General features: G+C 65.6%; 26 protein-coding genes. 8 read left to right on the forward strand and 18 right to left on the reverse strand.

Annotation, left to right across the window (positions count from 1 at the left end; all coding sequences use genetic code 11):
- Positions 1-1297: hypothetical protein (locus ACY3GB_RS13555; RefSeq protein ID WP_463089199.1), on the forward strand; the 1297-nt coding region annotated here is incomplete at its 5' end.
- Between the two features lie 300 nt (positions 1298-1597).
- Positions 1598-2923: a phage tail protein gene (locus tag ACY3GB_RS13560; protein ID WP_463089200.1), complete on the forward strand. Its 1326-nt coding sequence runs from the start codon at positions 1598-1600 to the stop codon at positions 2921-2923.
- A gap of 58 nt (positions 2924-2981) precedes the next feature.
- On the opposite strand, the gene ACY3GB_RS13565 is transcribed toward ACY3GB_RS13560, so the two are convergent.
- From ACY3GB_RS13565 to ACY3GB_RS13575, 3 genes are read right to left on the reverse strand one after another with little or no spacing between them, the layout of a single operon-like run.
- Positions 2982-3869 (reverse strand): DMT family transporter, encoded by an 888-nt coding sequence (locus tag ACY3GB_RS13565; protein WP_463089201.1) that lies wholly within the window; start codon positions 3867-3869, stop codon positions 2982-2984.
- Complete coding sequence (locus tag ACY3GB_RS13570; protein WP_463089202.1) at positions 3869-4513, reverse strand: alanyl-tRNA editing protein; 645 nt, start codon at positions 4511-4513, stop codon at positions 3869-3871. The genes ACY3GB_RS13565 and ACY3GB_RS13570 overlap by 1 nt, the downstream gene beginning before the upstream one ends.
- Complete coding sequence (locus ACY3GB_RS13575; protein ID WP_231150454.1) at positions 4488-4949, reverse strand: GNAT family N-acetyltransferase; 462 nt, start codon at positions 4947-4949, stop codon at positions 4488-4490. Before ACY3GB_RS13575 ends, ACY3GB_RS13570 begins: the two co-directional genes overlap by 26 nt.
- A gap of 181 nt (positions 4950-5130) precedes the next feature.
- Between ACY3GB_RS13575 and ACY3GB_RS13580 the strand changes: the two genes are divergently transcribed.
- Both ACY3GB_RS13580 and ACY3GB_RS13585 read left to right on the forward strand, forming a co-directional pair.
- Complete coding sequence (locus ACY3GB_RS13580) at positions 5131-5433, forward strand: superinfection immunity protein (RefSeq protein ID WP_463090939.1); 303 nt, start codon at positions 5131-5133, stop codon at positions 5431-5433.
- Between the two features lie 58 nt (positions 5434-5491).
- Positions 5492-6685 (forward strand): amino acid aminotransferase, encoded by a 1194-nt coding sequence (locus ACY3GB_RS13585; RefSeq protein WP_463089203.1) that lies wholly within the window; start codon positions 5492-5494, stop codon positions 6683-6685.
- Positions 6686-6770: 85 nt separating this feature from the next.
- Here the strand turns inward: ACY3GB_RS13585 and ACY3GB_RS13590 are convergent, their stop codons facing one another.
- The 10 genes from ACY3GB_RS13590 to hutC form a co-directional block, all read right to left on the reverse strand.
- Entirely contained in the window at positions 6771-7757 is a 987-nt protein-coding gene (locus ACY3GB_RS13590; protein WP_463089204.1) for a hypothetical protein, read from the reverse strand.
- A gap of 189 nt (positions 7758-7946) precedes the next feature.
- A complete protein-coding gene (locus ACY3GB_RS13595) occupies positions 7947-8492 on the reverse strand; it encodes a GNAT family N-acetyltransferase (RefSeq protein ID WP_052717516.1) in 546 nt (181 codons plus the stop codon).
- Positions 8493-8664: 172 nt separating this feature from the next.
- A complete protein-coding gene (locus ACY3GB_RS13600) occupies positions 8665-9174 on the reverse strand; it encodes an REP-associated tyrosine transposase (RefSeq protein ID WP_463089205.1) in 510 nt (169 codons plus the stop codon).
- 485 nt (positions 9175-9659) lie between these two features.
- On the reverse strand, positions 9660-10094 hold the full coding sequence (locus ACY3GB_RS13605) for a hypothetical protein (protein WP_463089206.1): 435 nt from the start codon (positions 10092-10094) through the stop codon (positions 9660-9662).
- Between the two features lie 541 nt (positions 10095-10635).
- Positions 10636-12168 carry a histidine ammonia-lyase gene (gene hutH / locus ACY3GB_RS13610; RefSeq protein WP_463089207.1) on the reverse strand — a complete coding sequence of 511 codons (1533 nt, stop codon included), beginning with the start codon at positions 12166-12168 and terminating at the stop codon, positions 10636-10638.
- A gap of 51 nt (positions 12169-12219) precedes the next feature.
- A complete protein-coding gene (locus tag ACY3GB_RS13615; RefSeq protein ID WP_463089208.1) occupies positions 12220-12603 on the reverse strand; it encodes a lipocalin-like domain-containing protein in 384 nt (127 codons plus the stop codon).
- Positions 12604-12664: 61 nt separating this feature from the next.
- The gene (gene hutU / locus ACY3GB_RS13620) at positions 12665-14335 is read right to left on the reverse strand and encodes a urocanate hydratase (RefSeq protein ID WP_463089209.1); all 1671 of its coding nucleotides are present in this window, start codon (positions 14333-14335) and stop codon (positions 12665-12667) included.
- Positions 14336-14373: 38 nt separating this feature from the next.
- On the reverse strand, positions 14374-15303 hold the full coding sequence (gene hutG / locus ACY3GB_RS13625) for a formimidoylglutamase (protein WP_463089210.1): 930 nt from the start codon (positions 15301-15303) through the stop codon (positions 14374-14376).
- Positions 15304-15368: 65 nt separating this feature from the next.
- Positions 15369-16610, reverse strand: coding sequence for an imidazolonepropionase (hutI, locus tag ACY3GB_RS13630; protein WP_463089211.1), 1242 nt, complete (start codon positions 16608-16610; stop codon positions 15369-15371).
- 181 nt (positions 16611-16791) lie between these two features.
- Positions 16792-17508 (reverse strand): histidine utilization repressor, encoded by a 717-nt coding sequence (gene hutC, locus ACY3GB_RS13635; RefSeq protein WP_463089212.1) that lies wholly within the window; start codon positions 17506-17508, stop codon positions 16792-16794.
- A gap of 88 nt (positions 17509-17596) precedes the next feature.
- On the opposite strand from hutC, the gene ACY3GB_RS13640 reads away from it, so the two are divergent.
- The 3 genes from ACY3GB_RS13640 (at position 17597) to ACY3GB_RS13650 (ending at position 19582) form a co-directional block, all read left to right on the forward strand.
- Positions 17597-18037 (forward strand): Mpo1 family 2-hydroxy fatty acid dioxygenase, encoded by a 441-nt coding sequence (locus ACY3GB_RS13640; protein WP_463089213.1) that lies wholly within the window; start codon positions 17597-17599, stop codon positions 18035-18037.
- A gap of 62 nt (positions 18038-18099) precedes the next feature.
- On the forward strand, positions 18100-18960 hold the full coding sequence (locus ACY3GB_RS13645) for a D-hexose-6-phosphate mutarotase (protein WP_463089214.1): 861 nt from the start codon (positions 18100-18102) through the stop codon (positions 18958-18960).
- 70 nt (positions 18961-19030) lie between these two features.
- Positions 19031-19582, forward strand: a complete 552-nt coding sequence (locus ACY3GB_RS13650) for a hypothetical protein (RefSeq protein WP_463089215.1) — start codon at positions 19031-19033, stop codon at positions 19580-19582.
- Between the two features lie 267 nt (positions 19583-19849).
- Here the strand turns inward: ACY3GB_RS13650 and ACY3GB_RS13655 are convergent, their stop codons facing one another.
- The 5 genes from ACY3GB_RS13655 to ACY3GB_RS13675 form a co-directional block, all read right to left on the reverse strand.
- Positions 19850-21724 carry a M3 family metallopeptidase gene (locus ACY3GB_RS13655; protein WP_463089216.1) on the reverse strand — a complete coding sequence of 625 codons (1875 nt, stop codon included), beginning with the start codon at positions 21722-21724 and terminating at the stop codon, positions 19850-19852.
- A 222-nt stretch (positions 21725-21946) separates the two neighbouring features.
- Positions 21947-22597, reverse strand: coding sequence for an EndoU domain-containing protein (locus tag ACY3GB_RS13660; protein ID WP_463089217.1), 651 nt, complete (start codon positions 22595-22597; stop codon positions 21947-21949).
- A 102-nt stretch (positions 22598-22699) separates the two neighbouring features.
- Complete coding sequence (locus ACY3GB_RS13665) at positions 22700-23197, reverse strand: GNAT family N-acetyltransferase (RefSeq protein WP_463089218.1); 498 nt, start codon at positions 23195-23197, stop codon at positions 22700-22702.
- Complete coding sequence (locus ACY3GB_RS13670) at positions 23191-23376, reverse strand: hypothetical protein (protein WP_463089219.1); 186 nt, start codon at positions 23374-23376, stop codon at positions 23191-23193. The genes ACY3GB_RS13665 and ACY3GB_RS13670 overlap by 7 nt, the downstream gene beginning before the upstream one ends.
- A gap of 179 nt (positions 23377-23555) precedes the next feature.
- Entirely contained in the window at positions 23556-23858 is a 303-nt protein-coding gene (locus tag ACY3GB_RS13675) for a hypothetical protein (RefSeq protein ID WP_463089220.1), read from the reverse strand.
- 307 nt (positions 23859-24165) lie between these two features.
- Between ACY3GB_RS13675 and ACY3GB_RS13680 the strand changes: the two genes are divergently transcribed.
- Positions 24166-26727, forward strand: a 2562-nt coding sequence (locus ACY3GB_RS13680) for a retention module-containing protein (protein WP_463089221.1), incomplete at its 3' end; no start/stop codon positions are given.

Here is a 26727-nt window from a genome sequence, read left to right on the forward strand (position 1 = left end):
GAACGGCATGCAGTCGGCGGTACAGTCCACCCAGCAAGAAGTGCTGACCCTGCTCAAGACCAGCGGCCAAAGTCCCGACCCCTCGCGCAAGGATCAGTTGCAGCAAGCCGTGCAGAACATCGCCTGGGGCGGCAACAGCAAGCCCACCACGCTGGCGGGCTACGGCATCACCGACGCCATGAAAACCAGCGATTGGGGCGTGCAAGGCTACACCACGCTGCAAGTCGGTCCCGGCAAGCCATTCGCCGGCATTCAGGACGCCTGGAACAGCCTGCTTGGCAAGATGTTGCAGGCCGACGTGCTGATTCAGGTAGCCGATGGCCAGTACACCACCAGCGGCATCTGGCTGACCCATCAACCCTTCGCCAGCCGCATCCGCATCCAGGGCAATGTCGCCAATCCATCAGCCTGCAAGATCATCCTGGTTCCCAAGGACAACAAGACCAGCGATGGCGTGGTGCTCTCGCGCTTGCATGGCCTCAACTTCTCCGGTTTCCATATCGTTGGCGACGCCGGTCCCAATCACTGGAGCCACCGTTGCCTGCGGGTGGAAGAGGGATCGGTGGTTTATGCCGACGCGGGCTCCATCGTACTGGAAGGCGCCTGCAATGGATTGGAGGTGGACCAGAACGCCCGCGGCAACTTCGAGCGGCTGCGCGTCTTCAACTGCAAGAATTGGGCAGTCGTCGCCAGCGGCGGCTCCCATGTCTGGCTGCCTTCCAGCGCAGTCACCGGTCTGGGCAAGAATACATCGACCAAAGTTCCGGCGTCCGCCAACCCCGACACTCCATCGGTGCTATCCGCAGGCGTTCTATCCCAAGACGGCTCCAAATTATGGATGTCGGATGGGCGTGTTTCCAATGTGTTTCAAGGCATCTACAGCGTACGCAACGCATATATCTGGTCTGACGGCAGCACTGTCGATCAGGCCACGGTGGGCTTCCAGGCCTCTGCCGGCGGCACGCTGTGGTCATACGGCTCCGGTCCGGTCCCCAGTTTGCCGCAAGGCCGGCGCGCCAAGGCCACCAACTGCGACGTAGGCTTCCAGGCCGACTGGCACGGTACACTGATGACCGACATGGGTGCGGCGGAGAACTGCGGCTATGGCTTCCTCGCGACAGCCCACTCCACTATGCTGGCCAACAACGGCTGGGCTCGGAACTGCAGCAAGGCTGGCTATCGGGCTGATTTGATGTCGATGCTGCACGCCTACAACACCGATACCACCGGCAGCCCGGTGCCATATGATCCGAACCAGACGTTCAACAATTGGAACAGCATCGTCTTCAATCGCTAATCCTCGCCGGGCAAACAACTCTCCAACTGCTATACCACTCTTCGCCAACGCCCATCCGCTACAAAGCGGATGGGCCTTCTCGCACAATCGCCGCCGCCGACTTAACCACAACACTCCTCCAACACGTAGCCGGAGCGATGCAACTCCAGAGCTTCTCCATTGACCCAGTTCAACCAACACTGACACCCGTCCACTAAGCCCATTCCCAAGCTTCCCGCACAATCACCGTCATTCTCAAACAGCGACATCCGTCATCGGCCCTGCGGCCGATTTTTCTTTAGCCAACGGGAGGCGTTTTCCATGCAAGACCTCAAACCCATCAATAGCCCGGACAGCCTGTTCCACGACGGCAATCCCGCCACTGGCGAGCTTGGCACCATCGTGGCGGCCGACTGGCTGAACGGCGTGCAATCGGCCGCGCAGGAACTGCTGACCGTGATCAAGAACAGCGGCCAGACCCTGGATTCCAAACGCCAGGACCAGCTGCTGCAAGCCATTCAGAGCATCGCCTGGGGCGGCAACAGCAAACCCACCACGTTGGCCGGATACGGCATCGCCGTCGCCAGCCAGGCCGAAGCCGAAGCGGGCAACGACAACGTCAAAGCGATGACGCCGCTGCGCGTCGAGCAGGCGCTGAACGCCGCCGGCCTGTCCGGCTACGCCAAGAACATCGCCAGCGGCTCGCTGCAAACCGTGCGTCCCAACGGCCTCTACCATGTGGACGCCGGTCAAACCAGCGGCGCGCCGGATAAAGGCAATGGCATGCTGCTGGCCCACTTCCTCAGCGACAAATGGGGCAGCCAGGTCTACTGGATGTGGGGCGGCGCCACTTACGAACAGCGGCTGGAAAACGGCAACTGGCAACCCTGGGTCAAGCTGCTGAAAACCGGACAGCAAAGCACGCTGGCCGATTACGGCATCACCGACGGCGCCAGCAAAACGGATCTGCAAAAAGCGGTCAACGATCTGGTGGCCGGCGCGCCCGGCGCGCTGAACACCTTGCAGGAATTGGCGGCGGCGCTGGGCAACGACGCCAACTACGCAGCCTCGATTACCAAACAGTTGTCAGGCAAAGCCGACAAGGCCACCACGCTGGCCGGTTATGGCATCGCCGACGCCGCCACCTCTGTCCAGGTCAATTCCGCTGCGCCGGCTGGCATGGTCGCGCATTTCGCCATGCCGCAAGCGCCTAACGGTTGGCTGATTGCTGACGGGCGCACATTGCAATGCAAGGATTACCCTGCACTCAGCGCAGCCATCGGCAAGATATATGGCGGAGATGGCGTCACAACTTTTACTCTTCCTAATCTCTGCGGCGAATTTATCAGAGGATGGGATAATGGACGTGGTGTGGACTCTGGGCGCATGCTGGGCAAATCTCAGGATGCAACCAGCATCGTTATTTCCAGCCGCATAGACGGCACGATGGCTGGCTCTTGTTGGCATGATGCCTTGAGACCTCGTAATTTCGATAGTAGAAGCGGCATAGCCGCAACTAGCGGAGGAGGCGGAAATTGGGGGGGCGCACTGGCGTCTGACGCTAGCTTGCCCAATAGTCAAATTGGTCTGGAAACGTTTCCTGTCCGCCCCCGCAACGTCGCCCTGCTCGCCTGCATCAAATGCTGATGTGACCATCTGCGACGTTCCACGTGAAACCGCGCCCTCCGGCGCGGTTTTTCATGGTTCAACGCAACACCACCAGCGCGGTGCCGGCGCAGCTGACCGCCGCGCCCAACCAGGCCAGAAGCGGCGGCGGACGGCGCAATACCACCCACAGCATGGGCAGGATCAATACCGGGCTCAGCGCCGACAAAATGCCCACCGTCGCGACGTTGGCATGCTGCAAGGCCAGCATGATCAGGGTCATGCCCAAGCCCAACGCCACCAGGCCGTTGAGCGCGGTCTGGCCCAGCATCCGCGGCGTATACGGGCCGCGGCTTTTGGCCAGTTTCCAGCCGCTGAGCCACAGCAAGTAATGCGCGCCGCAGCTGACGCCCATGCGCAGCGCCGACGCGGTCACCGGCTCCAGGCCGGCCGCCATCGCCGGTTTGGCGAAGAAGGTGCCCAGCGCCTGGCACAACGCGGCGGTCAGACCCAGGGCGACGCCGGCAGCCAGCTTGTCGTTGCGCTCCCACACGTGGGCGTCCACCTCGCGCCGGCCGAAGGCCACCGCCAGCAACACGCCGCCGAACACCAGCAGGCTGCCCAGCATCGCCCCCGCGCTCAAGCGCTCCGCCAGGAACAGCACGCCCAGCAGCACCGAGAACACCGAATGGGTGGCGAACAGCAGCCCGGTGCGGCGCGGCCCCAGCCGGTTCATCGACGCGAACATCACCGTGTCGCCGAGGAAAATCCCGGCCAGCCCCGACAGCAGCGCCGGCCACAAGCTGGCCGCGCTGATGGAATGCCAGCCGCCGGACAGCAGGCTGACGCCGCCCAGCACCACGGTCAGCAGCGTCAGCCGCAAGCGGGTGAAGGCGAAAGGGCCGAAATGGCGGGAAGGCCCAGCGCCGAGCAGTCCGCCCAGCGCCCAGCAGCCGGCGGCGCCGACTGCGGCAAGGTCATACAGCATCATTGATCCAGTAAATAGATTTCCACCCGTTCCTTGCCCTTGCCGATATTGCGGCGTTTAAGCGCAAGCCGCCCCACCTCGCCGCTGCGCTTGAGGTGGGTGCCGCCGCAGGGCACGCGGGCGAAACCGGGCAGCTCCCAATAGCGCCGCCCGGCCGCTTGGTCGGAAAAAGCGCTGACGATGGGCAGGTCGTCGTCGATCAGCCGCTGCGCGGCCGCGGCGATATCGGCCAGCAAGGGCGTGATCGGCAGATCCAGCGCGAAGTCTATCCGCGCCTTGTCCTCGGCGATGTGGGCACCGATCTTCTCCGCGTCCTCCATCTGTTGGCAGATCACTTCCAGCACCAATTCGGCGGCGAAATGCAGGCGCATCAGCCGGTAGCGGCGCGGCCAGTCTATCTCCACCGCCACCGCGTCGCCGGCGCGCAAGCCGTGATCCGCGTCCAGCGTGTAGGCGATGTCCGCCCCCTGCTTCTCCGCCAGCCGCACCGGATGGCCGGCGATGCGGCCGCTGTCGCTCTCCTGGCCGCCGGAAAAGGCGTAGAAGATGGTTTCCTCCAGCCACACCCGCTCGCCGTCCACCCGGCTGACGCGGGTGGCGAGCTCAGTCTGGTAGGGGTCATCCCAAAACTGCTTGCGCGTCACCGCCCGCCGCCTTTCGCAGATACACGTCCTGGTCCAGCCTCTCCATCATCCGCTCCGGCCGGTTCAGCGCGGTGAAGCCGTATTGCGCGTACAGGCCGTGCGCGTCGGCGGTGGCCAGCATCATCCGGCGCAGGCCGGCCAGGTCCGGATGCGCCATCGCCGCCTCCACCAGCCGCTTGCCCACCCCTTGGCCCTGCCAGCCTTCCAGCACGAACACGTCGGCCAGATAAGCGAAAGTGGCGCGGTCGGTGATGGCGCGGGCGAAACCGATCAGTTGGCCGTCGTCGGCATAGGCGCCGAAGCACAGCGAATGATCCAGCGAGCGCTCGAACACCTCGCGCGGCAAGCCGCGCGCCCAGTAGGACTCGCCCGACAGATATTGGTAAATCCGCTCCCGGTCCAGCCGCGCCGGATCGCTGTCTATCGCCACCGCCATCGCCGTTTCTCGCCTTGAGGAAAGTTCCAGCGTAAACAAATGCGCGCCCCCAAACAAGCGTTTGGCATATAAACGGCAAGCAAATGATAGAAAATCCATGATTTATGGCATTTCCCGCCCTTATCTTGCGTATGCGGCCGTTGCCAGCCGCGGCAAAAACTCGCAGGATAAGGGTTTGTCCATGCTAAGCCGCGCCATGTCCCTGCCCTTGCTGAGAAACCTGTTGTTCGCCTTGTTGCTGGCCGTCATCGCGCTGTGGTGCGCCGGCAGCTGGGGCCAGATGCCGCTGTTGACGGAAATCGCCGTCTGTCTGGGCGATGCGCTGGTGATGGGCGGCGCTTACCTGCTGCCCACCGTCACCGCCGCGCTGGTCAAAAGCCCTCGGCTGAAGCTGGTGGCGCTGGTCAACGTGCTGGGCGGCTGGCTGATCGTGCCGTGGATCGCGGCGATGGCGCTGGCGCTGAAGCGCGACGACCTGGCCTGATTTCAAGGCGACCCGCCGGACTACAGCGCGGGCGCCTGCAAACCAAGAGGAGAAGACTGTGTTCCAACATGTAGACGCCTACGCCGGCGATCCCATCCTGTCGCTGGTGGAAGCCTTCGGCAAAGATTCCCGCGAGACCAAGGTCAACCTCAGCATCGGCCTGTATTACGACGAAGCCGGCCGCATTCCGCGCCTGAAAGCGGTGGAACAGGCCGAGGCGCTGTTGGCCGCGCAACCGCAACACCCGTGCACCTATCTGCCGATGGACGGCATGCCGGCCTACCGCAGCGCCATCCAGACGCTGCTGTTCGGCGCCGATCATCCGGCGGTGACGGGCGGCCGCATCGCCACGCTGCAGACGCTGGGCGGCTCCGGCGCGCTGAAAGTGGGCGCCGATTTCCTCAAGCGCTACTTCCCGGCGTCCGGCGTCTGGGTCAGCGACCCGACCTGGGACAACCACGTCGCCATCTTCGAAGGCGCGGGCCTGACGGTGGACCGCTACCCCTACTTCGACCCGGCCACCCGCGGCGTGGATTTCGCCGCCATGCTGGCCAAGCTGCAGACGCTGCCGGCCAAGAGCATCGTGCTGCTGCACCCGTGTTGCCACAACCCCACCGGCGCCGACCTCACCGACGCGCAGTGGGACCAGGTGGTGGAAGTGGCCAAGGCGCGCCAGCTGATTCCGTTCCTGGACATCGCCTACCAGGGCTTCGGCGCCGGTCTGGAGGAAGACGCCTACGCGATCCGCGCGATGGCCGACGCCGGCATCGCCTTCCTGGTCAGCAACTCCTTCTCCAAGATCTTCTCGCTATACGGCGAACGCTGCGGCGGCCTGTCCGTGGTGTGCGAAACCGCCGCCGAGGCGGCGCTGGTGTCCGGCCAGTTGAAGGCCACCGTGCGCCGCAATTACTCCAGCCCGCCGACGCACGGCGCCAAGGTGATCGCCGCGGTGCTGAACAATCCGGAGCTGAAGGCGCTGTGGGTATCCGAGGTGAACGAGATGCGCGAACGCATCCAGGCGATGCGCGGCGTGCTGGTGCGGGTGCTGAAGGAAGCGCTGCCCGAGCGCGATTTCGGCTATCTGGTGAACCAGCGCGGCATGTTCAGCTACACCGGCTTCAGCCAGGCTCAGGTGGACAAGCTGCGCGAGCAGTTCGCCGTCTACTTGGTGGGCAGCGGCCGCATGTGCGTGGCCGGCCTCAGCGCCGCCAACGCGCCCTACGTGGCCCAGGCCTTCGCCCAAGTGCAGTAAGCGCCGCGCCGCCGGCCCGCATGGCGCGGGCCGCGCGTTCCGGCACGGCGGGCCCGTCGCGATGCGGCGGCCCGCCGTTTTCCATTCATGCCGCCATCCGCTCCGGCCAGCCGTGGGCGGCCACTTCGGTGGCCAGCTCCAGCCAGGCGGCGTCGCCTTCCAATTCCGCCAGGCGCATGCAGCTGAGCGCCAGCTTGACGCTGTGGTCGTCCCGCTGCTCCCGCGCCAGCCGGCGGATATCGGCCAGCGGCGGCAAGGGATCCCGGCGCAACGTCGGCAGCGCCGGGCAGCCCTGGTAAATGAACGCTCCCAGCAGCGCCATCTGCATCTGCAAGACCGCGCAATCCGGCACTTCGCTCCAGCCTTGCCCGCGCGCCAGGCTCAGGCTGGCCTCCCAGGCGGTGAGCAGATGCAGGATATTGAACTTGCGCCTGGCCAGAAACAGCAGCCGGCACAGGCGGCGCTGCTCGCGCGCCCCGGCCAGCAAGCCGGGCGGCAGCCGCCACGGCAGCACAGACGCGGCCAGCGCGTGTTCGATGTCGTCGGCGATCAGCCTGCCCTCCTCGCCCTGCGGAATCGGCGCGCGGTGCCAATCGCGCAGCAGCTCCGGCAGGGTCAGCGGCACCGCGCTGCGGCCCGGCGACGGCAGCAGCCGCCAGTTCGCCAAGGCATAGGCCAAGGCGGCGTCGATCTCGGACTCCACGCCGCCTCGTACCGCATAGGCCAGCCGGATCACGCCATGAAACGATGCCGAGGCCGGCGCCTCCAGCACCAGTCGCAGTCGTTGCGGCCAGCTGCGCTGCCAGCGCTCGCTTTCCCGCTCCCAGGCTAAACGACGCCGCCAGGCGGCCTCGCCGGCCGCGTCGCCCAGCCAGCCGCTGGTGTCGGCGATGTCGCGGCCATCGTCGACCAGCGGCTCCAGATGCGCGCGCAACGCGGCCCGCCGGCGCAGCTCGGCCTCATCCGCGCCAAGCTCGGCCAAGGCCTGCAAGGCCATCGGCACATGATTGGACAAGCCTTGCCGGTAACTGCCGGAATAGGCCAGCAATGGCGGCAGCAACTCTTGCAGCATCCGGGTCTCCTTCGCGATGAGTTCTCCTCCACTTTGCGTGGAAGCGGCGCGCGATGCCAATTGGATTTCAGGATGGCGGCGATAGCAGGCCGCTATCTGTCCGGCACGCGCGGGCCAGGGCGGAAATAGCTGGCGCGGCGGCACAAAAAAACCGGCCACGCAAGGCCGGTTTTTCGCCGAATCAATCGCTTACCACACCTCTCCGGGCCGCCAGTCGGTTTCCAGCGACGCGCTGATGTCCAGCGCCGACGGCGTATGGAACAAGCGATAGATCATCACTTCCTCCTCAGGCGTCTCCACCAGCCCCTCCCGGTCCTGGTAGGCCAACGGCCCCAGCCACAGCTCCCAGCCGCGGCGGGCGTAGAAATCGGCTTCGGACGGCGACAACGCGGCGATATCGTAATCATCGCCGATCAAAGCCGGGATGGTGGAAAGCACCGCGCAACCATAGCCCTTGCCCTGCCGCTCCGGCAGGGTGGCCATCGCCTCCACATAGGCGGAACGCAGCGGCGGCAGGCCTTCGGCGCGCAGTTCGCGCGGCAGCCAGGCGGCGTGGCTGACCAGCTCGCCCTCCTCGCTGACCATCAAGTGGGTGGCGTCGCCCAACAACTCCATATGCGGCGAAAAATCCTCTTCGTAGGCCTGAGAGCACAAACTCAGGATGCGGTCGCGCTGCTGCGCGGTCAGATCGCGGTTGGGCACAACCGTGAAGCTGAGCGTGGACATATCGGTCATGGCGGGCTCCTATCGTCGAAATACAAGAGCGGCTGACGCAAACCTCCAAACCCGGCGCGCCGACGCAGGCAACAGCCTGCGGCGAAGGCGACACGGCATCGGAATGTCTGGCCGGCCTCTCGAAAGAGGGCCAGGGGCACCAGCGGCTGAGACCCCGCCGCGCCGGCAGGGTTCAGCCCACCTGCCCTTCCATCCAGTCCGGCGGATACCGCCCGCCGGCCACATGGCGGTGGAACGACGAGTACGGCCAATCCCGCACCCGCGTCGCCCAGCCGTGCCGGACCGGGCTGTAATGCAGGAAATCCAGGTGGCGGGCCAGCTCCTCCGCCCCGGCCACCCGCCGCTGTTCGTAGCGTAGTTGCCAGAGCGCGTCCCGTTCTCTCGGCCGCCCGTCCGGGCGCAGATAATGCGCGCCCACCAGCCGCGTCACCCGGCGTTTGATCTCGCGCCAGCGCGCGCCGTGATCGGCGTCGCCGGCCGGCAACGTCCAGATCGCGTGCATCCGGTCCGGCAGCAACACCCAGCCCTCGATCCGGAACGGTCGCGCGGCCCGCACGGCGACGATGGCCCGCCGCAACGCGACGCGAACCATCTCGTCGGTGAGCACCGCATGCTGGCGCGTGGTGGCCACGGTGAAAAAGAAGCACGCGCCCGCCACCACGCCTGGCGGAAGGGGAGGCATCGCTCGCCCCTGGCAAAAGAAGTCAGAATAACGGAAACGGGAGGATCAGGGGACCGGCCGAAAGCCGGGGCGAGTGGCATGTCCATCGTCGCGACATGGGCCCTACGTGACTACAACCAGGCGGTTGCCGCTCACATACCCGCCTCTTTGAAAAAGCGAGTTCCGCCCAAAGGCGGGTCAGGGGGCTGCGCGGCCAGCCCCCTGACCACCCCAGGCCGCCCCTACCACGCGCGAAACCCCGCTCAAAAACCGCCCGGCCAGGCCCCGCCGAACTCGCGCCGCGCTACCGTCGCGCCGCTCAAACAAGCGGCGGCTTAAAACCTGGCCGGACGATTTTTGAGCGGCGCGCGCGGAAGGGGAATCAGGATACTGTCGATATACGTCTCCGCTTCTCAGGCAAAGAATGGAAACACCATCCCGTCTCAATTTATCTCTTAACAGCCAACGTTAGTAACAAGCACGCCACTCAGCCATGGCACCACACCCTAGCCCTTTCGATCATGGGTGCCAGAGCACCATAACCGGTATGTGAAAGTCTCTGGATCATCGGCAGGAGAAATTTGCAGATCAAAACGGATAGCAAACATAAGCTTATTCAGTGCCTCGTCATGAGCCTTTCTTGATGGATTCGGATTGGATCGCGCAATTGCATCCTGAAACTGCCAAAGCGCCAGGAGCACTCTGTGGGAAGCAACCAAACCAATGGTATTGGCAGCTCGTGTCCAACGCCGCTCCTCCTCAGGAGTCGAATCAGATCCTACCGTACCGCTAAGCGCATCCATAAACTCCCGATAATGCTCCAGCTTTTGTTTTTTCCTCTCAGCTTCACGCTCCTTTCGCTTCGTAAGAAAAAAAGTAACCGCTGCGACAACAATACTTGCTGCTGAAGAAATCACAGCAACCAAAATAGGAGCATCCATATTCAAAAGCCTCAGTGAACACGGGACTTTGCTACACCCAGTACAGCCTATCAGGCAGGAACAATGTTCCAACGCTGTAGAACCGAACCAATGCACTCTCTTCCCCATCAGCGCAAGCCGGTTCCGAAACCATTTCCAAAGTCTTAAGCCGCCGGCTGTTCGACGTGGGGCGACGTTAGCGCCCCGCTAGTTCCGGCGACTCCTTGGGAATGGCTTTGGAGACGGGGTTTCGCCGCGCTGCTGGGGTCGCCTAGGGGTGTCGGGGAGCTGGCGAAACAGCTCCCCGACCTGCCCGGCGGGCAGCCCCGCCATGAAAATCATCGTCCGCGCAGCGGACACAACACCAAAAACGGATCGTCGCCCTACAGAGTGGTTCACCCGACTGCGACACGTAGCAGGCTGCACAGCGGACACCACTAACCAATCCCAGAAGCTGACTCACTCAACATAGCACCCAAACAAAAAGGGCAAGCCATCCGGCCTGCCCCTCTTATCACCACGTCAATGGCGCGTAGCCCTTACGGGCGACGCGCCCTACGCCTTACAACGACGGCAACACCTCGCCGTCGATCAGGCCGTTGAAGCGGCCGCTGGCCACCAGCGCCGCGGCCTTCTCGATGTCCGGCGCGAAGTAGCGGTCCTTGTCGTAGAACGGCACCTGCTCGCGCAGCATGCCCTTGACCGCCTCCAGCTTGGTGCTGGACTTGTTCGGCGCGCGGAAGTCTATGCCCTGGCAGGCGGCCAGCAGCTCGACGCCCAGGATGCCGGCGGTGTTGCCGGCCATGTCGCGCAGGCGGCGGCCGGCGAAAGTCGCCATCGACACGTGGTCTTCCTGGTTGGCGCTGGTGGGCAGGCTGTCCACCGAGGCCGGGTGCGCCAGCGACTTGTTCTCGCTCGCCAGCGCGGCCGACGTCACCTGGGCGATCATGAAGCCGGAGTTGACACCGCCGTTGTTGACCAGGAAGGGCGGCAGCTTGGACAGATTGCTGTCGATCAGCAGCGCCATCCGGCGTTCGGACAGCGAGCCGATTTCGGCGATGGCCAGCGCCAGGTTGTCGGCGGCGAAGGCCACCGGCTCGGCGTGGAAATTGCCGCCGGACAGGATGTCGTTGTCGCCGGCGAACACCAGCGGGTTGTCGGACACCGCGTTGGCCTCGACGCGCAGCACCTCGGCGGCGTTGCGGATCTGGGTCAGGCAGGCGCCCATCACCTGCGGCTGGCAGCGCAGGCTGTACGGGTCCTGCACCTTGCCGCAGTTTTCATGTGATTGCTCGATCTGGCTGTGTTCCAGCAGCTCGCGGTACAGGCGGGCGGCGTCGATCTGGCCCTGGTGGCCGCGCACTTCGTGGATGCGCGCGTCGAACGGAGTGCGGCTGCCCAGCGCGGCCTCCACCGACAGGCTGCCGGCCACGGTGGCCGACACGTACAGGTCCTCGGCGGCGAACAGGCCCTCCAGCGCGAAAGCGGTGGACGCCTGGGTGCCGTTCAGCAGCGCCAGGCCTTCCTTCGGCGCCAGCGTGATCGGCTCGAGGCCGGCGGAGCGCATCGCCACCGAGCCCGGCACGCGCACGCCGTCGACGAAGGCCTCGCCCTCGCCGATCAGCACCGCGCTCATATGCGACAGCGGCGCCAGGTCGCCGGACGCGCCGACCGAGCCCTTCTGCGGAATCACCGGGTAGATCTGGCGGTTGAACAGTGTCACCAGCGCGTCGATCACCTGGCGGCGGATGCCGGAGAAGCCGCGCGCCAGCGAGTTGATCTTCAGCGCCATCACCAGGCGCACGCTGCTGTCTTCCATCGGCGCGCCGATGCCGGCGGCGTGCGACAGCACGATGGAGCGTTGCAGCAACTCCAGCTCGTCGGTAGCGATCTTGGTGTTGGCCAAGAGGCCGAAGCCGGTGTTGATGCCGTAGACGGTGCGGCCTTCCGACAGCACGCGCGCCACGGTGGCGGCGGAGGCGTCGATCTCCGCGTAGGCGGACGGATCGACCTTCAATTGCAGACCGGTTTCACGTGAAACGCGGCGCAGGTCGGCCAGCGTCAGCCGGCCCGGTACGATGTTGAGGATGCTCATGGCTTCTGTCTCTCTATGCTTCTTATATGCTTGCTGATGGGCGCTTATCGGTCACAAACGCGACCAGATCAACGTCACCTTTTCTTTCAACCCTTGGCCGGACAGCTTCAGCCGTCCGTCCGGCAGCCGCTCCACTTCGCGGCGCATGGTCTGGCCGATCACCGCCGGCGCGTTCGACTGCAGCGCGGTGTGGTAGACCACGCCCGCCTCCTCGCCCAGCCTCCAGCGGCCGGTGTAGAAGTTGGACACCCGCTGCGCGTCTTCCGGGCTGGGGTTGGCCAGCGGCTGGCGGTTCTGCGCGACGCTGACGTAGCCGCCAGCGGTGTAGATCAGCGTGCCGCTTTGCTCGCCCGGCCAATGGAAAGCCTCGCCGCTTTCGCGATGGACGATGAATTCGTCCAGCTTCCATTCGCCGATCAGATCGCTTGCTTGCACTTCCAGCTCTCCCATAACGAGGCAGGCGGAACGCCCCGCGGGGGCTCCCGCCCTACGACGCCTACTTCAGCATCGGCAGGTCCAGGCCCTGCTCCTTGGCGCAGTTCACCGCGATGTCGTAGCCGGCGTCGGCGTGGCGCATCACGCCGGTGCCCGGATCGTTGCGCAGCACGCGGCCCAGGCGTTCGGACGCAGCATCCGTTCCGTCGCAGACGATGACCACGCCGGAGTGCTGCGAGAAGCCCATGCCCACGCCGCCGCCGTGGTGCAGCGATACCCAGGTGGCGCCGCCGGCGGTGTTGAGCAAGGCGTTGAGCAGCGGCCAGTCGGACACGGCGTCGGAGCCGTCGCGCATGCTTTCGGTTTCGCGGTTCGGGCTGGCGACCGAGCCGGAATCCAGGTGGTCGCGGCCGATGACGATGGGGGCCTTCAGCTCGCCGTTCTTCACCATCTCGTTGAAAGCCTGGCCCAGGCGGGCGCGGTCTTTCAGACCCACCCAGCAGATGCGCGCCGGCAGGCCCTGGAAGGCGATGCGCTCCTTGGCCATGTCCAGCCAGTTATGCAGGTGCGGATCGTCAGGGATCAGCTCCTTCACCTTCTGGTCGGTCTTGTAGATGTCTTCCGGATCGCCGGACAGCGCCACCCAGCGGAAGGGGCCGATGCCCTCGCAGAACAGCGGGCGCACGTAAGCCGGGACGAAGCCGGGGAAGTCGAAGGCGTTTTGCACGCCCTCTTCCAGCGCCATCTGGCGGATGTTGTTGCCGTAGTCCAGCGTCGCCGCGCCGCGTTCTTGCAGCGTCAGCATCGCGCGCACTTGCACGGCCATCGATTTCTTGGCGGTTGCGGTGATTTCAGCGGCGGCGGTCTTCTGCTTGTCGCGCCACTGGGCCACGGTCCAGCCCTGCGGCAGATAGCCGTGCACCGGGTCGTGGGCCGAGGTCTGGTCGGTGACCACGTCCGGGGTGATGCCGCGCGCCACCAGTTCGGCGAACACGTCAGCGGCGTTGCCGAGCAAGCCCACCGACACCGCCTTGCCCGACTGCTTGGCGTCCTCGACGATGGCCAGCGCCTCGTCCAAGGTGGTGGCCTTGCGATCGACGTAGCGGGTTTTCAGGCGGAAATCGATGCGGGTTTCGTCGCATTCGACGGCGATCATGCTGAAACCCGCCATGGTGGCGGCCAGCGGCTGCGCGCCGCCCATGCCGCCCAAGCCGCCGGTCAGAATCCAGCGGCCCTGCGGCTTGCCGCCGAAGTGCTGGTTGGCGACGGCGAAGAAAGTCTCGTAGGTTCCTTGCACGATGCCCTGCGAGCCGATGTAGATCCAGGAGCCGGCGGTCATCTGGCCGTACATCATCAGGCCTTTTTTATCCAGCTCGTTGAAGTGCTCCCAGTTGGCCCAGTGCGGCACTAGGTTGGAGTTGGCAATCAGCACCCGCGGCGCGTTTTCGTGGGTCTTGAACACGCCCACCGGCTTGCCGGACTGCACCAGCAGCGTTTCGTCGTCTTCCAGCCGCCGCAGCGTCTCCAGAATCTTGTCGTAGCATTCCCAATTGCGGGCGGCGCGGCCAATGCCGCCGTACACCACCAGGCTTTGCGGGTGCTCGGCCACTTCGGCGTCCAGATTGTTCTGGATCATCCGGTAGGCGGCTTCGGTCAGCCAGCTTTTACATGTCAGCTGGTTGCCGCGCGGCGCGCGGATTTGGCGGGATGGGTCAAAACGCGGGTCGGTCATGGTTCTCTCTCCTCTGTTTTCCTTGAATCGCGCGAACTTCAACGGCGCAGGTGGCGGCTCAGGCTCCAGGCCAGCCGCGCCGCCGCCTTGGCGCCATGGCTGTCGATATCGAATGCGGGATTGAATTCCACCAGGTCGGCGCCGGCGAGCTTGCCGCTCTTGGCGATGCGCGAGGTCAGCGCCTCCACCACGGCGATGTCGACGCCGTAGCCGGCCGGGGCCGACACCGCCGGCATCTGCGCCGCCGGCAGCACGTCCAGATCGATGGTCAGATAGACAGCGTCGACGCTGTCGAGAAACTCGGCCAGCTGGCCGCGGATGTCGGCCAGCTGCCAGCCATTCATGTCGGTGTCCAGCCGCCATTCGACGCCCAAGCGCCGGGCGGTGTCGAACAGCGCCTGGGTGTTGGCGGTTTCGGCCACGCCCAGGCACAGGTAGCGGAACACGCGGCCGTGGCGGGCGCAGTCGGCGGCGATCTGCGCGAACGGCGTGCCGCTGGTGGCCTCGTCGGCTTGGCGCAGGTCGAAATGGGCGTCGAAATTAATCACGCCGATGCGCTTGTCCGGATGCGCGGCCGACAGGCCCAGCCAATGGCCGTAGGCGGTTTCGTGGCCGCCGCCCAACACCAGCGGCAGATGGCCGGCAGCGATGACCTGCGCCACGCGCTCGCCCAGGCGCTGCTGCGCGGCTGCCAGATCGCCGTCGGCGCAAGCCACGTCGCCGGCGTCGTACAAGGGCAAGGTCGGGTGCCAGGCCAGGTTGGCCAACGCCTTGCGCAGCGTCTGCGGGCCGGCGGCCGCGCCGACGCGGCCCTGGTTGCGGCGCACGCCCTCGTCGCAGGCGAAGCCTATGATGGCGATGCCGGGCGCGCCGCTCTCAGGCAGCGGCTGCACCGCCTGGTGCCAGCGCTTGGCCGCCTCGCCTTCAGCCGCGTCCACGCGGCCGGTCCAGATCTTCATGTCCACCATGTGCATGCTTCCTTTATCGCCGTCCCGGCCGGAGGCGCGCTGGCGTCCGGCGGGCCGAACGGTGATCAGTCGATAGATTGCGCCGCGCCGCGGAACACCCGCCGCTTGAGCAGCGGCACGCCGACGCTGTAGGCCAGCTCGGCCGGATGGCCGATGTCCCAGACCAACAGGTCCGCCACGCAGCCGGCGGCCAGCCGGCCGTGGGTGCCGCCGCGGCCCAATGCCTGCGCCGCGTGGCGGGTGACGCCGGCCAGCGCCTCTTCCGGCGTCAGGCCGAACAAGACGCAGGCCTGGTTCATCGCCAAGCGGATGGAGGCGAACGGGCTGGTGCCGGGGTTCAGATCGGTGGATACCGCCATCGCCACGCCGGCGGCGCGCAGCTTGTCCACCGGCGGCTTTTGCGTCTCGCGCAGGAAATAGAAAGCGCCGGGCAGCAGCACCGCCACCGTGCCGGCGCGGCGCAAGGCTTCCACGCCGGCGTCGTCCAGGTATTCGATATGGTCGGCGGACAAGCCGCCGAACTCGGCCACCAGCTCCGCGCCGTGGAGGTTGGACAGCTGCTCGACATGGCCCTTCACCTTCAGGCCATGGGCGCGCGCCGCCTCGAACACGCGGCGGGTCTGCGCCGGCGTGAAGCCCACCGATTCGCAGAACACGTCCACCGCCTCGGCCAGCCCCGCCCGCGCCGCCACCGGCAGGATGGATTCGACCACCAGGTCGACATAGCCGTCGGCGTCGCCGGCGTATTCCGGCGGCACCGCGTGGGCGGCCAGCAAGGTCGTCGCCACCTCCACCGGCAAGGACGCTTCCAGCCGCCGCGCGGCAGCCAACTGCTTCAATTCGTCGGCCTGGGTCAGGCCGTAACCGGATTTGATCTCCACCGTGGTGACGCCTTCGGCCATCAAAGCCTTCAGCCGCGGCAGGCTGGCCAGCGCCAGCTCCTCCTCGTCCAGCCAGCGGGTGGCGCGGACGGTGGAGACGATGCCGCCGCCCTCGGCGGCGATCTGCTGGTAGGGCACGCCGGTGAGCCGCTTTTCCCATTCCGCCGCGCGGCTGCCGCCGTACACCAGGTGGGTGTGGCAATCGATGAAGCCCGGCGTGACCCAGCGCCCCTGCAGATCGAACACCTCGCCGTCGAAAGCGGCGGCGTCGACCGCGGCCTGCGGCAGCACCGCCTCGATGTGGCCGTCGCGCAACAGCAACGCATGGCCTTCCAGCGCGCCGTAGGGCGCGTCATGGACCGGGTCCATGGTGGCCAGCCTGGCGTTCAGCCACAGGCTGGGGCGGTGGGAATGGGGAACGTTCATGGTCGTCCTGCCGGGTTATTTGTATATACATTTAATCGCCTGGACTGCCGGTGTCAAGCGCAGGGGAAAATCTTTTCCCAGACTGTCTCATGCAAGGTACTGATGTTGCATGGCAATAAAAAACGGCCGCTTGTCAGGCGGCCGCTTTTGTCGGCGATTGTCGGCTAATTGTATATACCGTTTACTTCTTCACCCGCGTCTGCGAACGCAGCTTGTAACGCAGCCCCGGATGCGTGAGCCGGGCGAAGCTGACCAGCTTCTTGTGCGACCAGGTACGGCGCAGCACCAGCAGGCAGGGCTCGGCCGCGGCGATGCCCAGCAATGCCTGCTCCGCCGCCCCCGGCAGCACCGCTTCCACGCTATGCTCGATATCGGTGAGCGGGCAGCTTTGCATCAGGTAGTCGTTGGGGGTGCGTTCGGAGAAATCCTGCCGCAGATAGTCGGGCGCGAAGGCGGGATTGACGTAGCGGTCTTCCAGCTGGATCGGCACCTCGTCCTCGCAATGGACGATCAGCGAATGGTAGACAGCGCCGCCGGCGCGCACGCTGAGCCGCAGCGCCACCTCTTCGCTGGCCGGCGCCGCCTCCAGCAGAATCACGTGGGCGGTGTGGCGATGGCCGCGCGCCTCGATTTCGGCGGCGATATTGTTGATGTCCAGCAGCGGCGACTCCGCCTTGCGCTCGGCGACGTAGGTGCCGTCGCCGGCGAAGCGCAGCAGGATGCCGGCCTCGGCCAGGTCGCGCACCGCCTTGTTGACCGTCATGCGCGATACGCCGAACTGGCGCGCCAGCTCCAGTTCCGGCGGAATCTTGCAGCCGGGCAGGAAATGGCGGTCGCGGATGCCGGACAGGATGTAGTCCTTGATGCGCTGGTAACGGGGTTGGGCGGCGTCTGACACCTTGGCTCCAGTCTTGACGGGAATGAGCGATTGTAGCGCGAGCGGCCGCATCGCTGGCTGATCCAGCGCAGATAAAGGGAGGCGAACCATGATGACCCTGCCGCAATGGCTGGCGGCCTACGACGAAAGCCACCGCCATCCGTTCAACATCGCCATGCACAAGCTGTGCGTGCCGCTGATCGCGCTGTCGCTGCTGGGCATGCTGATCGTGCTGCCCGGCCCGCTGCCCTGGGCCTGGCTGGCGGCGCTGGCCGCCGTGGCCTGGTACTGGCGGCTGTCGCGCGCGGCGGCGCTGGTGATGGCGATGCTCAGCGGCCTGGCGCTGCTGCTCTTGACCATCGCCCAAAGCCAGGGCCTGCCGCTGGGCATCGTCTCGCTGCTGGTGTTCGCCGTGGCCTGGGCCGGCCAGTTCGCCGGCCACGCGCGCGAAGGCAAAAAGCCCTCGTTCACTCAGGATCTGCAATTCCTGCTGATCGGCCCGCTGTGGACGCTGCGCTCGCTGTGGCGGCGGCTGGGCTTGATCGAATGACGCGCTGAACCGCCCCGCCGCGCGCTATCATCGGTGTTTTCCCGATTCCGACGGAGCGCGCGATGTTCCTTCCGCAAGGCCTGAGCCTGGCCCCCCTGGCGCCCGGCGTCGACCAGATCCTGCTGGCCGGCGACGGCTTCTCCGCCCGCATCGCCCTGCTGGGCGGCCAGTTGATCGACTACCGCCGCGACGGCGAGCCGCCGCTGCTCTACCTGTCGCCTCAAACCGCCTGCCAGCCCGGCAAGGCGATACGCGGCGGCGTGCCGGTGTGCTGGCCGTGGTTCGGCCCGCATCCGTCTGACGCCGGACAGCCGGCGCACGGCGTCGCGCGCCAACAGCTCTGGACCCTGCGCGACGCCAGCCGTGACGGCGAAGTGTTCCACGTGAAACTGGATGGCCCGCGCCACGGCGACCTGGCCGCCGAGCTGGATTTCCGCATCGGCCCCGACGGCGCGGGCATTGCGCTGACCACCACCAACCATGGCGACGCCGCGCGAACCGTCGGCGCCGCGCTGCACAGCTATTTCGCGGTGTCCGACATCGACAGCGTCGAGCTGCTGGGCCTGGAAAACGCCCCGGCGCACGACAAGGTGGCCGATGCCCGCGTCGCCCTGCCGGCCGGCCCGTTCCGTTTCGCCGGCGAGGTGGACCTGGTGGTGTATTCCAGACAGGCCGCGACGCTGCGCGACGCCGGCTGGCGACGCGACATCGCCATCCAGCCGGAAGGCTCGGCCAGCGCGGTGGTGTGGAACCCTGCGCCGGCCAAGGCGCGAAAGCTGGCCGATCTGCCGGACGCGGACTGGCGGCGCTTCGTCTGCGTCGAAACCGCCAACGCCGGCGACGACGCGCGCGCGCTGGCGCCGGGCGAGCGCCACCGCCTGGCTTGCCGCCTGCATTTCTCTTGTCACGGCGAGGGGTTATAATCCCCAGTTCGAGACGGCCGCCGCGACCCTCCGGTCCGGCGGCGCTTCCCAGGCTATCCGGACCTCAGCAATGGCACGACCAGACAAGATTTCCCGCTTCCTTCCGCTCACCTTCGCCAACGGCAACAGCGTGCGCCGTTTCGGCAAGCACTGCCCGCAGTGCCGCGCCATGGTAGGCGCCGAGCACATGGAAGGCCTGGCCAGCCTGATGCACGGCAAGATCTACCTGTCCGCCGAGGCCTGTTGTCCGCAATGCGAACAGCGCTTCCCGGTGGCCTGCGTGATCACCGACGACAAGCGCGTGCACCGCGTGCTGCTGCCGCTGTGGATGTTCCGCCTGTGGATGAAATCGGCCACCCGCCACGATCCGCAGCCGATCAACAACGACAAGTGGGACCTGGAGCAGGCCGACAGCGCGCCCAAGGGCCTGATGCTGCCGGCCGACGCCGACGTGCTGCGCTCCGAGGAAATCCTCGGCCGCTTCCAGGGCGAGCCGATCTGCGCCTGGATCGAGTACCAGGGCCAGCGCTTCGTATTCGACCGCGCCGCCCCCGGCAACAATCTGGCGCTGGCCGCCAGCGAACTGCTGCTGGAAGGCCGGCTGATCTACCGCCAACAATAAGGCCGCGCGCCTTCGCAGGCCTGGCGCTTTTTGGCATAGCCCCGCCAATTGGGGGGAGTCGGATCGAGCCTCTGCCGCTGCGCCTGCAGAATCTCCTGCACCTGCTCATCCGCGCATGTCATGCCGACACGCGCGCGCCAACGCTCCAAACGTCAATCATCCGTTCCGGTCCCGGCCGCCAGCCAATTCCGCAGCGCCGGCGCGCTGAGCCGGTTCCACCATGAAAAACGGCCGGAAAACCCGGCCGTTTCGCGGTCCAGCAACAACTCAATGCACGCTGGCCGGGTAATGGCCGGCCACCCAGCTCTCGAAGCGGTCGAACATCGCCGCGTCGCCGGCCGCGTTGTCGGCGATCAGCTCCGCGCCGTGCACCAGGCGGATATGCGCGGCGAGCGTATCCGGATACTGCGCCGGGTAGTCGCGCGCGGCGGATTCGGCGATCAGCCTCCGCGCGTCGGCCCAGGCCTCGTCCACGCTCTGGTTGCAGCTGTCGGCCAGGTAGCGGGCGTTGAACGGCTCGCCGGTCAGGCGCAGCAGCGTGGCGTTGTGGTTGATGCTGTTGCCCGGGCCCCAGTAGTGCTCGGCCAGCAGCGGGCCGATGGCCGGGTTGTCGGTCAGATAGCCGTACTTGCCGATGAAGTAGGCGCGGGTCTGGTATACCGCCATATTGGCCAGCAGATAGCCGTGGTAGGCGGCGGCCGACTCCTGGTTCAGCAAGTGCGGAATGGCCAGCAGCGGCCGCGGACTGACGTCCACCCCCAGGATGCGCTTCTCGCTGGCGCGGGCTAGTTGCAGCACGCGTTCAGCCGTCAGCTCGCTCTCCGGCAGCGCATACAGCGCGCGCTCGAAGTAAGCCACCACGGCGATCGAGCGCTCGGCGTAGGCGGCGAAAGGCTGCACCGACTCGATGCGGGCGCGGATCAGCTCGTCCGGAATCGCCTCGCCCTGGCCATTGCGGGCGTAGCGCTTCAGCCAATCGGCGTCGTCCAGCAGGCTGTCGCAGAACATGCTCTGGGTTTCGGCGTAGGCCATCGACGTCGGCGCGAACTCCTGCGAGAAGCATGGCGCGTTCTGCGTGACATTGGCGAAATGCGCGGCATGTCCGCCCTCGTGGAACAGCGTGTTGATCGCGCGCGCGCCGCTGCCCACCTGGTCCGGCTTGGCGTCGGCGGTGAAGTTGATCTGGCCGGCCACCCAGGCTTCGCCGTCGAAGAACGATGGAATCGGACCGTGGCAGAAACCGTTCTGGTACTTGCCCTGGCGCTCGATCAGATCGAGCTGCATCGTCGCGCCGCGATACTGGATGCCCAGCCGGCGGAAACTCAGCACCCAACGCTCGACGGCCTTGGAGAACGGCAGGTAGGGGTCCATCTGGCGGGTGACGTCGCCGCTCATGTGGAAGCGCAGATTGTGCGCCAGCAGCGCGCCGTCGCCGTGCCTGGCCTTCAGCTGGTCCAGCGCGCGCTGGTTGGCGTCGCGGGTGCGGGCCTCGAAGTCATCCAGAATCGCGAACAGCTGATCCGGCGTCATCTGCTCGTTCTTCTTCACCTTGTATTCGAAGTAATCGGCGTAGCCCAGGCTGCGGGCGAGCACGTTGCGCTTGTTGACGATGGCGATGAAGCCATTGTCCAGCGCCCAGCGCTCCAGGCCCATCAGCGCGTCGTGCGAGCTCTTGCGCGCCGCCTCGTCGCGGTTGGTGCCCATATTGGTGGACAGCCCGCTCAGCGTCGCCTCCTCCAGTTCGCCGGCCTCGTTGATGTGGCGCATCTTGTAGCCGCGGCGCTTGGAAAACAGCTCGGACTCCAGCGCCACCAGCTCGGTCATCAGCTGGCGCGCTTCGTCGCTTTCGATGATGTTGCTGTCGAACAGCGCCTGCCAGCCTTTGAAGCCGTGCAGCAGCGCGTCGCGCTCGGCGCCTACAGGCAGCGTCTCCAGCTGGGCGATGGCGGCCTTGGTCCGCGCCAGCCGCTCCGGGCTGGAGATGAAGTCCTTGAACGCACCCTCGGCGCGGGCGAAGCCGGCGTCGTCGTCGGACACCGCCATATAGGTGTCCCAGAACAGGTCTTCCTTGGCCTTGTGGATGGCCAGGTAATCGCGGTTGAGCGCGTCGAACTCACCGCGCAGCGCTGCCAATGCAGTCATTTCCATTTTCTCCCGGGGATGTCGCCGCTCTATCGGCGGCATGGTTTGAGCGATGAATATCGCCACGTCATGGATGATTAAGTCTCATACCATATCCCCGCAAGGTCAAGATATATCAATGCTATTTCACATGGATCTCCATTTTTTGCATGAGTAAATCAAAACTCTCCCCGATCGAGGCGGCATCCGCCGCCGGCTCTCTGGCGGCGTAGCCGCAAACCGCTAGAACATCGACAGCGGGTAGGCGGTATTCACCCTCCATACCCCGCCGATCAGGTTCAGATAGCCGGCGATGCTGAACACCGCGCCGTTTTCGCCGGTGCAATAACCGGCGGCATTGACCGCTGGCGCCGACGGGCCGACGAATTGCTGGTTGCCGGCGTTGAAACTGGCGATATGGGTATAGGCGTAACGGACCGACGCCATGATCTGTGCCCGGTTGCAAGCATCGGGATAGAAAGTGGAGCTGCCGGCCCCGCCCTTGGCGACCCATGCGCCGGCCGCCGTGTCATACACCTGGATGCCGCCGCCGACATAGCGATATGGCCCTGGATGGGCCGCGCCGGGCAACACGATGTAGTCCACGCCAGCGGTGATTTGAGCCGCCAACGGCGCAGCGGGCCCCGCCCCCAACACGGGATTGTGTCCGCCCGGTCGGGCGTGGAAGCCCACGGCCGCACCAGCGGCGTTGATCTCGCCGCAGAAGATATGCTCCAGATTGATCTGCGGGTTAAGCCGGCTGTTGGCCGCCGGCAGCACAGCGACCTGCATCGGCACCAGAGCGATATCCGGCGAACCCGGCGCGCAATTGATCGCAGCAGCGGCCGGCAGCGACGTGGCCAACCCCAACAGAAGCAGCAAAATGGAACGCATGGGAAACTCCTTGCCTGACAGACAGCACATGCTGCCTAGCAGGCAAGACGAAACGGCTTCCCCTTTGTGAAGTCCGTCTTCTCTCGCCGCAACCGCCCGGCCTCAGGCCGCGAGCAGCAGATCCAGCCGGCGGCCGTCGCGCAGCGGCTGCATGTCGAAGCCCAGCCTCTGCGCCAGCAACAGCATCGCCACGTTGCCGGGCGCGCAATGCGCGCGAAAGCGCCGGCAGGCCAGCCGCTCGCGGCCGAAGGCCAGCATCAGCCGGGCAGCCTCCCGCGCGTAGCCCTGCCGCCAGGCGGTTTCGGCCAGCTCGATGCCGAACTCGGCCTCGCCGCCGCCCGCGCCGCGCAAGCCGACCGAACCGATCAGCGCGCCGTCGTCGATGCGCTCGATCGCCAGTTGCCAGTCGCGGCGCGGCGTCCGCCCTTGCTGCGCCAGAAAGTTTTCCAGCAGCCGCGCGCTGAAATCCGCGCCCATCTGCTCCGGCGCGTAATGGCGGCCGAAAGCCGCGCCCCTGCGCACCGCCAGATAGGCATCGAGATCGGATCCGCGAAAATCGCGCAGCCTCAGCCGGCCGTCCGGCTCGGCCAGGATCAGCATGAGCAGATCTCCAGCCGGCGCTGGTCGGCGCGCTGCTCCAGCCGCGATCGGCGCAGATGTTCATTGTCGGCCAGCAGCTGCCGCGGCGGCGCTTCGGTGGAAAGAATGGATGGGGAAACGGGCTCGTCGCCGAGCATGTCGCGCAGCAAATGGCGCGACAGGATAAAGATCGATGCCATGATGGCGGTACCTGTAAAGAACGATGAAAGAGCGAGGAGTCCGGCGCGCCGGGCGGCGAAACGGCTCCGATAATTCCCGCGGCGATGCGTTTTTCAGGATGCGCACGCGGCGGAAGCGCGAAGTCTGCTCCCGCCCATGGCCATTCGTCAAGCATAAGGCCGCGGGCGCGGCCTTATGCTCACCAGCGCCGGCTTGTCTGCCTGGCCGGCGCGTGCGCCGCGCGCCAGCGGCCAAGTCCGGTGCGCAAGGCCGCATCCATCAGCCCCAGCTGCAGGCCGACCATCACCGCGTACAACAGCATGCCCCCGCTCAGCGGCATCCACGGCACCGCCCAATCACTCAGATGCGGATACAACAGCCAGGCCAGCAGCAAACCGGCCACCAGCGTCAGCTCCACCGCGCGCCACGATCGGGTGCGCAGCGCCAGCCGGACGCCGATGTCGGTCAGAAAGAAAACCAGGCAGAGCAGATAGAGTTCCATGATGAAATCCCCGCTACAAGGACAACGGCGCCGCGGGCTGGCTCCAATTGTCCGACATTGTACGGTGCTGGCTGCTGCCCGCGATTTCTGCGCCCTGCCCCCCTTTTCTTAAGGGGTTATAGCCAAACCCGTACCAAGTGTCAGGTACGCCTTTTATGTTTATGGTCTAGCCCCGCTTATCAAACTTATTACATTGTCAGACAACATCCAAAAAGAATCGGGTTTTATAGCGCTTCAGTACAATGTTTTTCTGGGTAGCGCGCCGCTATTCTGCTGAAATCAGCAAACTGTCATAAGGATTTCCATCATGGCCACCAGCACCCAGGGACAGGTTCTCTCGCTGCAAGGCAGCGTCAAGGCGATCGGCGTCGACGGCAAGGTACGCATCCTGAAAGTCGGCGACATCCTGCAGCCCGGCGAGCAGCTGCAGCTGGAAAACGGCGCCGCAGTCAGCATCAGCCGCGCCGACGGCGAAGTGATGCGCCTGGACGGCGACCGCCAGGTGACGCTGACCGAGGAGGTGCTGCACGCGCAGCATGCCGACGCGGCGGAAGCCAGCATCGCCCCGCTGGCGCCGGAAGCGCAGCAGATCCTGGCGGCGCTGGACAATCCGGCGGCCAACCCCGGCAATCCTTTTGACAGCCTAGACCCGGCAGCGGCCGGCCTGAACGATGCCGGCGGCGAGAACAGCGGCCACTCCTTCGTCCGCATCGGCCGCATCTCGGAAAGCCTGACCGGACTGCAGCTGGAAGCCGCGCAGGCAAGCGCGGCGCAAGTGCCCGAAAACCGAGCCGCCGACGTCCCGGCGCAGAACTCGCCGCCGTTCTTCACCGCCGCCAACGGCGCGCCGCTGGGCAGCGACATGAATGTCACCACCGACGAAGACACCCCGGTCAGCGGCACGCTGACCGCCAGCGACCCCAACGGCGACCCGCTGACCTTCGTCAAGGGTTCCGATCCGCAGCATGGCACCGTCACCGTCAATCCGAACGGCACCTGGACCTATACCCCGGCCCAGGACTACAACGGCAGCGATAAATTCACCGTCACCGTCAGCGACGGCCGTGGCGGCAGCGCCACCGTGACCGTCAATATCGGCATCACCCCGGTCAACGATCCCGCGGTGATCACCGGCAACGATCAGGGCGCCGTCACCGAAGACGCCAATGTCTCGGCAACCAATACCCTGGACTACGTCGGCAAGCTGAACGTGTCCGATGCCGACCAGGGACAATCGGTGTTCGATACCAGCCGCATCGACAACAAGACCGCCAACCTCGGCAGCATCACCATCGACGCCAACGGCAACTGGCATTACAGCGTCGACAACGCCAAGGTCCAATACCTGGGCCAGGGCGACACTCGCACCGAGGTGTTCACCGTCTATTCCAAGGACGGCACCGCCCACGACATCACTGTCGTCGTCACCGGCGTCAACGACGCCGCGGTGATCACCGGCAACGATCAGGGCGCCGTCACCGAAGACGCCAATGTCTCGGCAACCAATACCCTCGACTACGTCGGCAAGCTGAACGTATCCGATGCCGACCAGGGACAATCGGTGTTCGATACCAGCCGCATCGACAACAAGACCAGCAACCTGGGCAGCATCACCATCGACGCCAACGGCAACTGGCATTACAGCGTCGACAACGCCAAGGTCCAGTACCTGGGCCAGGGCGACACTCGCACCGAGGTGTTCACCGTCTACTCCAAAGACGGCACCGCCCACGACATCACCGTCGTCGTCACCGGCGTCAACGACGCCGCGGTGATCACCGGCAACGATCAGGGCGCCGTCACCGAAGACACCAACGTCTCCAGCTCCAAGACGCTGGACTATGTCGGCAAGCTGGATGTGTCTGATGTCGACCAGGGCCAAACGGTGTTCAACACCACCCGCATCGACAGCAAGACCACCAATCTGGGCTCGATCACCATCGACGCCAACGGCAACTGGCACTACAGCGTCGACAACGCCAAGGTCCAATACCTGGGCCAGGGCGACACCCGCACCGAAGTCTTCACCGTCTACTCCAAGGACGGCACCGCCCACGACATCACCGTCGTCGTCAATGGCGTCAACGACCCCGCCATCATCGGCGGCACCGACCACGGCGTCGTGGTCGAGGACGATATCACCCAGGTGGAAGGCACCCTGCTGGTCAAGGATGTGGATCAGAACCAGTCCGCCTTCCAGCCGATGGCCGACGTTCAGGTCGATTACGGCACCTTCCACTTCGACAGCGCCTCCGGCAAGTGGACCTTCACCCTGGACAACGCCAAGGCCCAGGAGCTGACCAGCGCCGACCGCTTCGACCGCACCTTCACCGTGCACTCTGTGGATGGCACACCCCACGTCGTCACCATCACCATCCAGGGCAAGGATGATCCGGCGGAGATCACCGGCAATGACCAGGGCGCGGTCACCGAAGATCTGAATGTGTCGGCGGCGAATACGCTGGACTATGCCGGCAAATTGAATGTCGTCGACCCTGACAAGGGCCAGTCGGTGTTCGATACCAGCCGCATCGACAACAAGACCGCCAACCTCGGCAGCATCACCATCGACGCCAACGGCAACTGGCACTACAGCGTCGACAACGCCAAGGTCCAGTACCTGGGCCAGGGCGACACCCGCACCGAAGTCTTCACCGTCTACTCCAAGGACGGCACCGCCCATGACATCACCGTCGTCGTCACCGGCGTCAACGACGCCGCGGTGATCACCGGCAATGATCAGGGCGCCGTCACCGAAGACGCCAATGTCTCGGCAACCAATACCCTCGACTACGTCGGCAAGCTGAACGTATCCGATGCCGACCAGGGACAATCGGTGTTCGATACCAGCCGCATCGACAACAAGACC

This window comes from Chromobacterium sp. Ag138 (assembly GCF_055181315.1).

Bases quoted from the DNA above. Each gene is read 5' to 3' on its own strand.
- ACY3GB_RS13560 (WP_463089200.1), top strand. From the start codon at position 1,598: ATGCAAGACCTCAAACCCATCAATAGCCCGGACAGCCTGTTCCACGAC.
- ACY3GB_RS13565 (WP_463089201.1), bottom strand. From the start codon at position 3,869: ATGCTGTATGACCTTGCCGCAGTCGGCGCCGCCGGCTGCTGGGCGCTG.
- ACY3GB_RS13575 (WP_231150454.1), bottom strand. From the start codon at position 4,949: ATGGCGGTGGCGATAGACAGCGATCCGGCGCGGCTGGACCGGGAGCGG.
- ACY3GB_RS13580 (WP_463090939.1), top strand. From the start codon at position 5,131: ATGCTAAGCCGCGCCATGTCCCTGCCCTTGCTGAGAAACCTGTTGTTC.
- ACY3GB_RS13590 (WP_463089204.1), bottom strand. From the start codon at position 7,757: ATGCTGCAAGAGTTGCTGCCGCCATTGCTGGCCTATTCCGGCAGTTAC.
- ACY3GB_RS13595 (WP_052717516.1), bottom strand. From the start codon at position 8,492: ATGACCGATATGTCCACGCTCAGCTTCACGGTTGTGCCCAACCGCGAT.
- ACY3GB_RS13600 (WP_463089205.1), bottom strand. From the start codon at position 9,174: ATGCCTCCCCTTCCGCCAGGCGTGGTGGCGGGCGCGTGCTTCTTTTTC.
- ACY3GB_RS13605 (WP_463089206.1), bottom strand. From the start codon at position 10,094: ATGGATGCTCCTATTTTGGTTGCTGTGATTTCTTCAGCAGCAAGTATT.
- hutH (WP_463089207.1), bottom strand. From the start codon at position 12,168: ATGAGCATCCTCAACATCGTACCGGGCCGGCTGACGCTGGCCGACCTG.
- hutU (WP_463089209.1), bottom strand. From the start codon at position 14,335: ATGACCGACCCGCGTTTTGACCCATCCCGCCAAATCCGCGCGCCGCGC.
- hutG (WP_463089210.1), bottom strand. From the start codon at position 15,303: ATGGTGGACATGAAGATCTGGACCGGCCGCGTGGACGCGGCTGAAGGC.
- hutI (WP_463089211.1), bottom strand. From the start codon at position 16,610: ATGAACGTTCCCCATTCCCACCGCCCCAGCCTGTGGCTGAACGCCAGG.
- ACY3GB_RS13640 (WP_463089213.1), top strand. From the start codon at position 17,597: ATGATGACCCTGCCGCAATGGCTGGCGGCCTACGACGAAAGCCACCGC.
- ACY3GB_RS13645 (WP_463089214.1), top strand. From the start codon at position 18,100: ATGTTCCTTCCGCAAGGCCTGAGCCTGGCCCCCCTGGCGCCCGGCGTC.
- ACY3GB_RS13650 (WP_463089215.1), top strand. From the start codon at position 19,031: ATGGCACGACCAGACAAGATTTCCCGCTTCCTTCCGCTCACCTTCGCC.
- ACY3GB_RS13655 (WP_463089216.1), bottom strand. From the start codon at position 21,724: ATGACTGCATTGGCAGCGCTGCGCGGTGAGTTCGACGCGCTCAACCGC.
- ACY3GB_RS13660 (WP_463089217.1), bottom strand. From the start codon at position 22,597: ATGCGTTCCATTTTGCTGCTTCTGTTGGGGTTGGCCACGTCGCTGCCG.
- ACY3GB_RS13665 (WP_463089218.1), bottom strand. From the start codon at position 23,197: ATGCTGATCCTGGCCGAGCCGGACGGCCGGCTGAGGCTGCGCGATTTT.
- ACY3GB_RS13670 (WP_463089219.1), bottom strand. From the start codon at position 23,376: ATGGCATCGATCTTTATCCTGTCGCGCCATTTGCTGCGCGACATGCTC.
- ACY3GB_RS13675 (WP_463089220.1), bottom strand. From the start codon at position 23,858: ATGGAACTCTATCTGCTCTGCCTGGTTTTCTTTCTGACCGACATCGGC.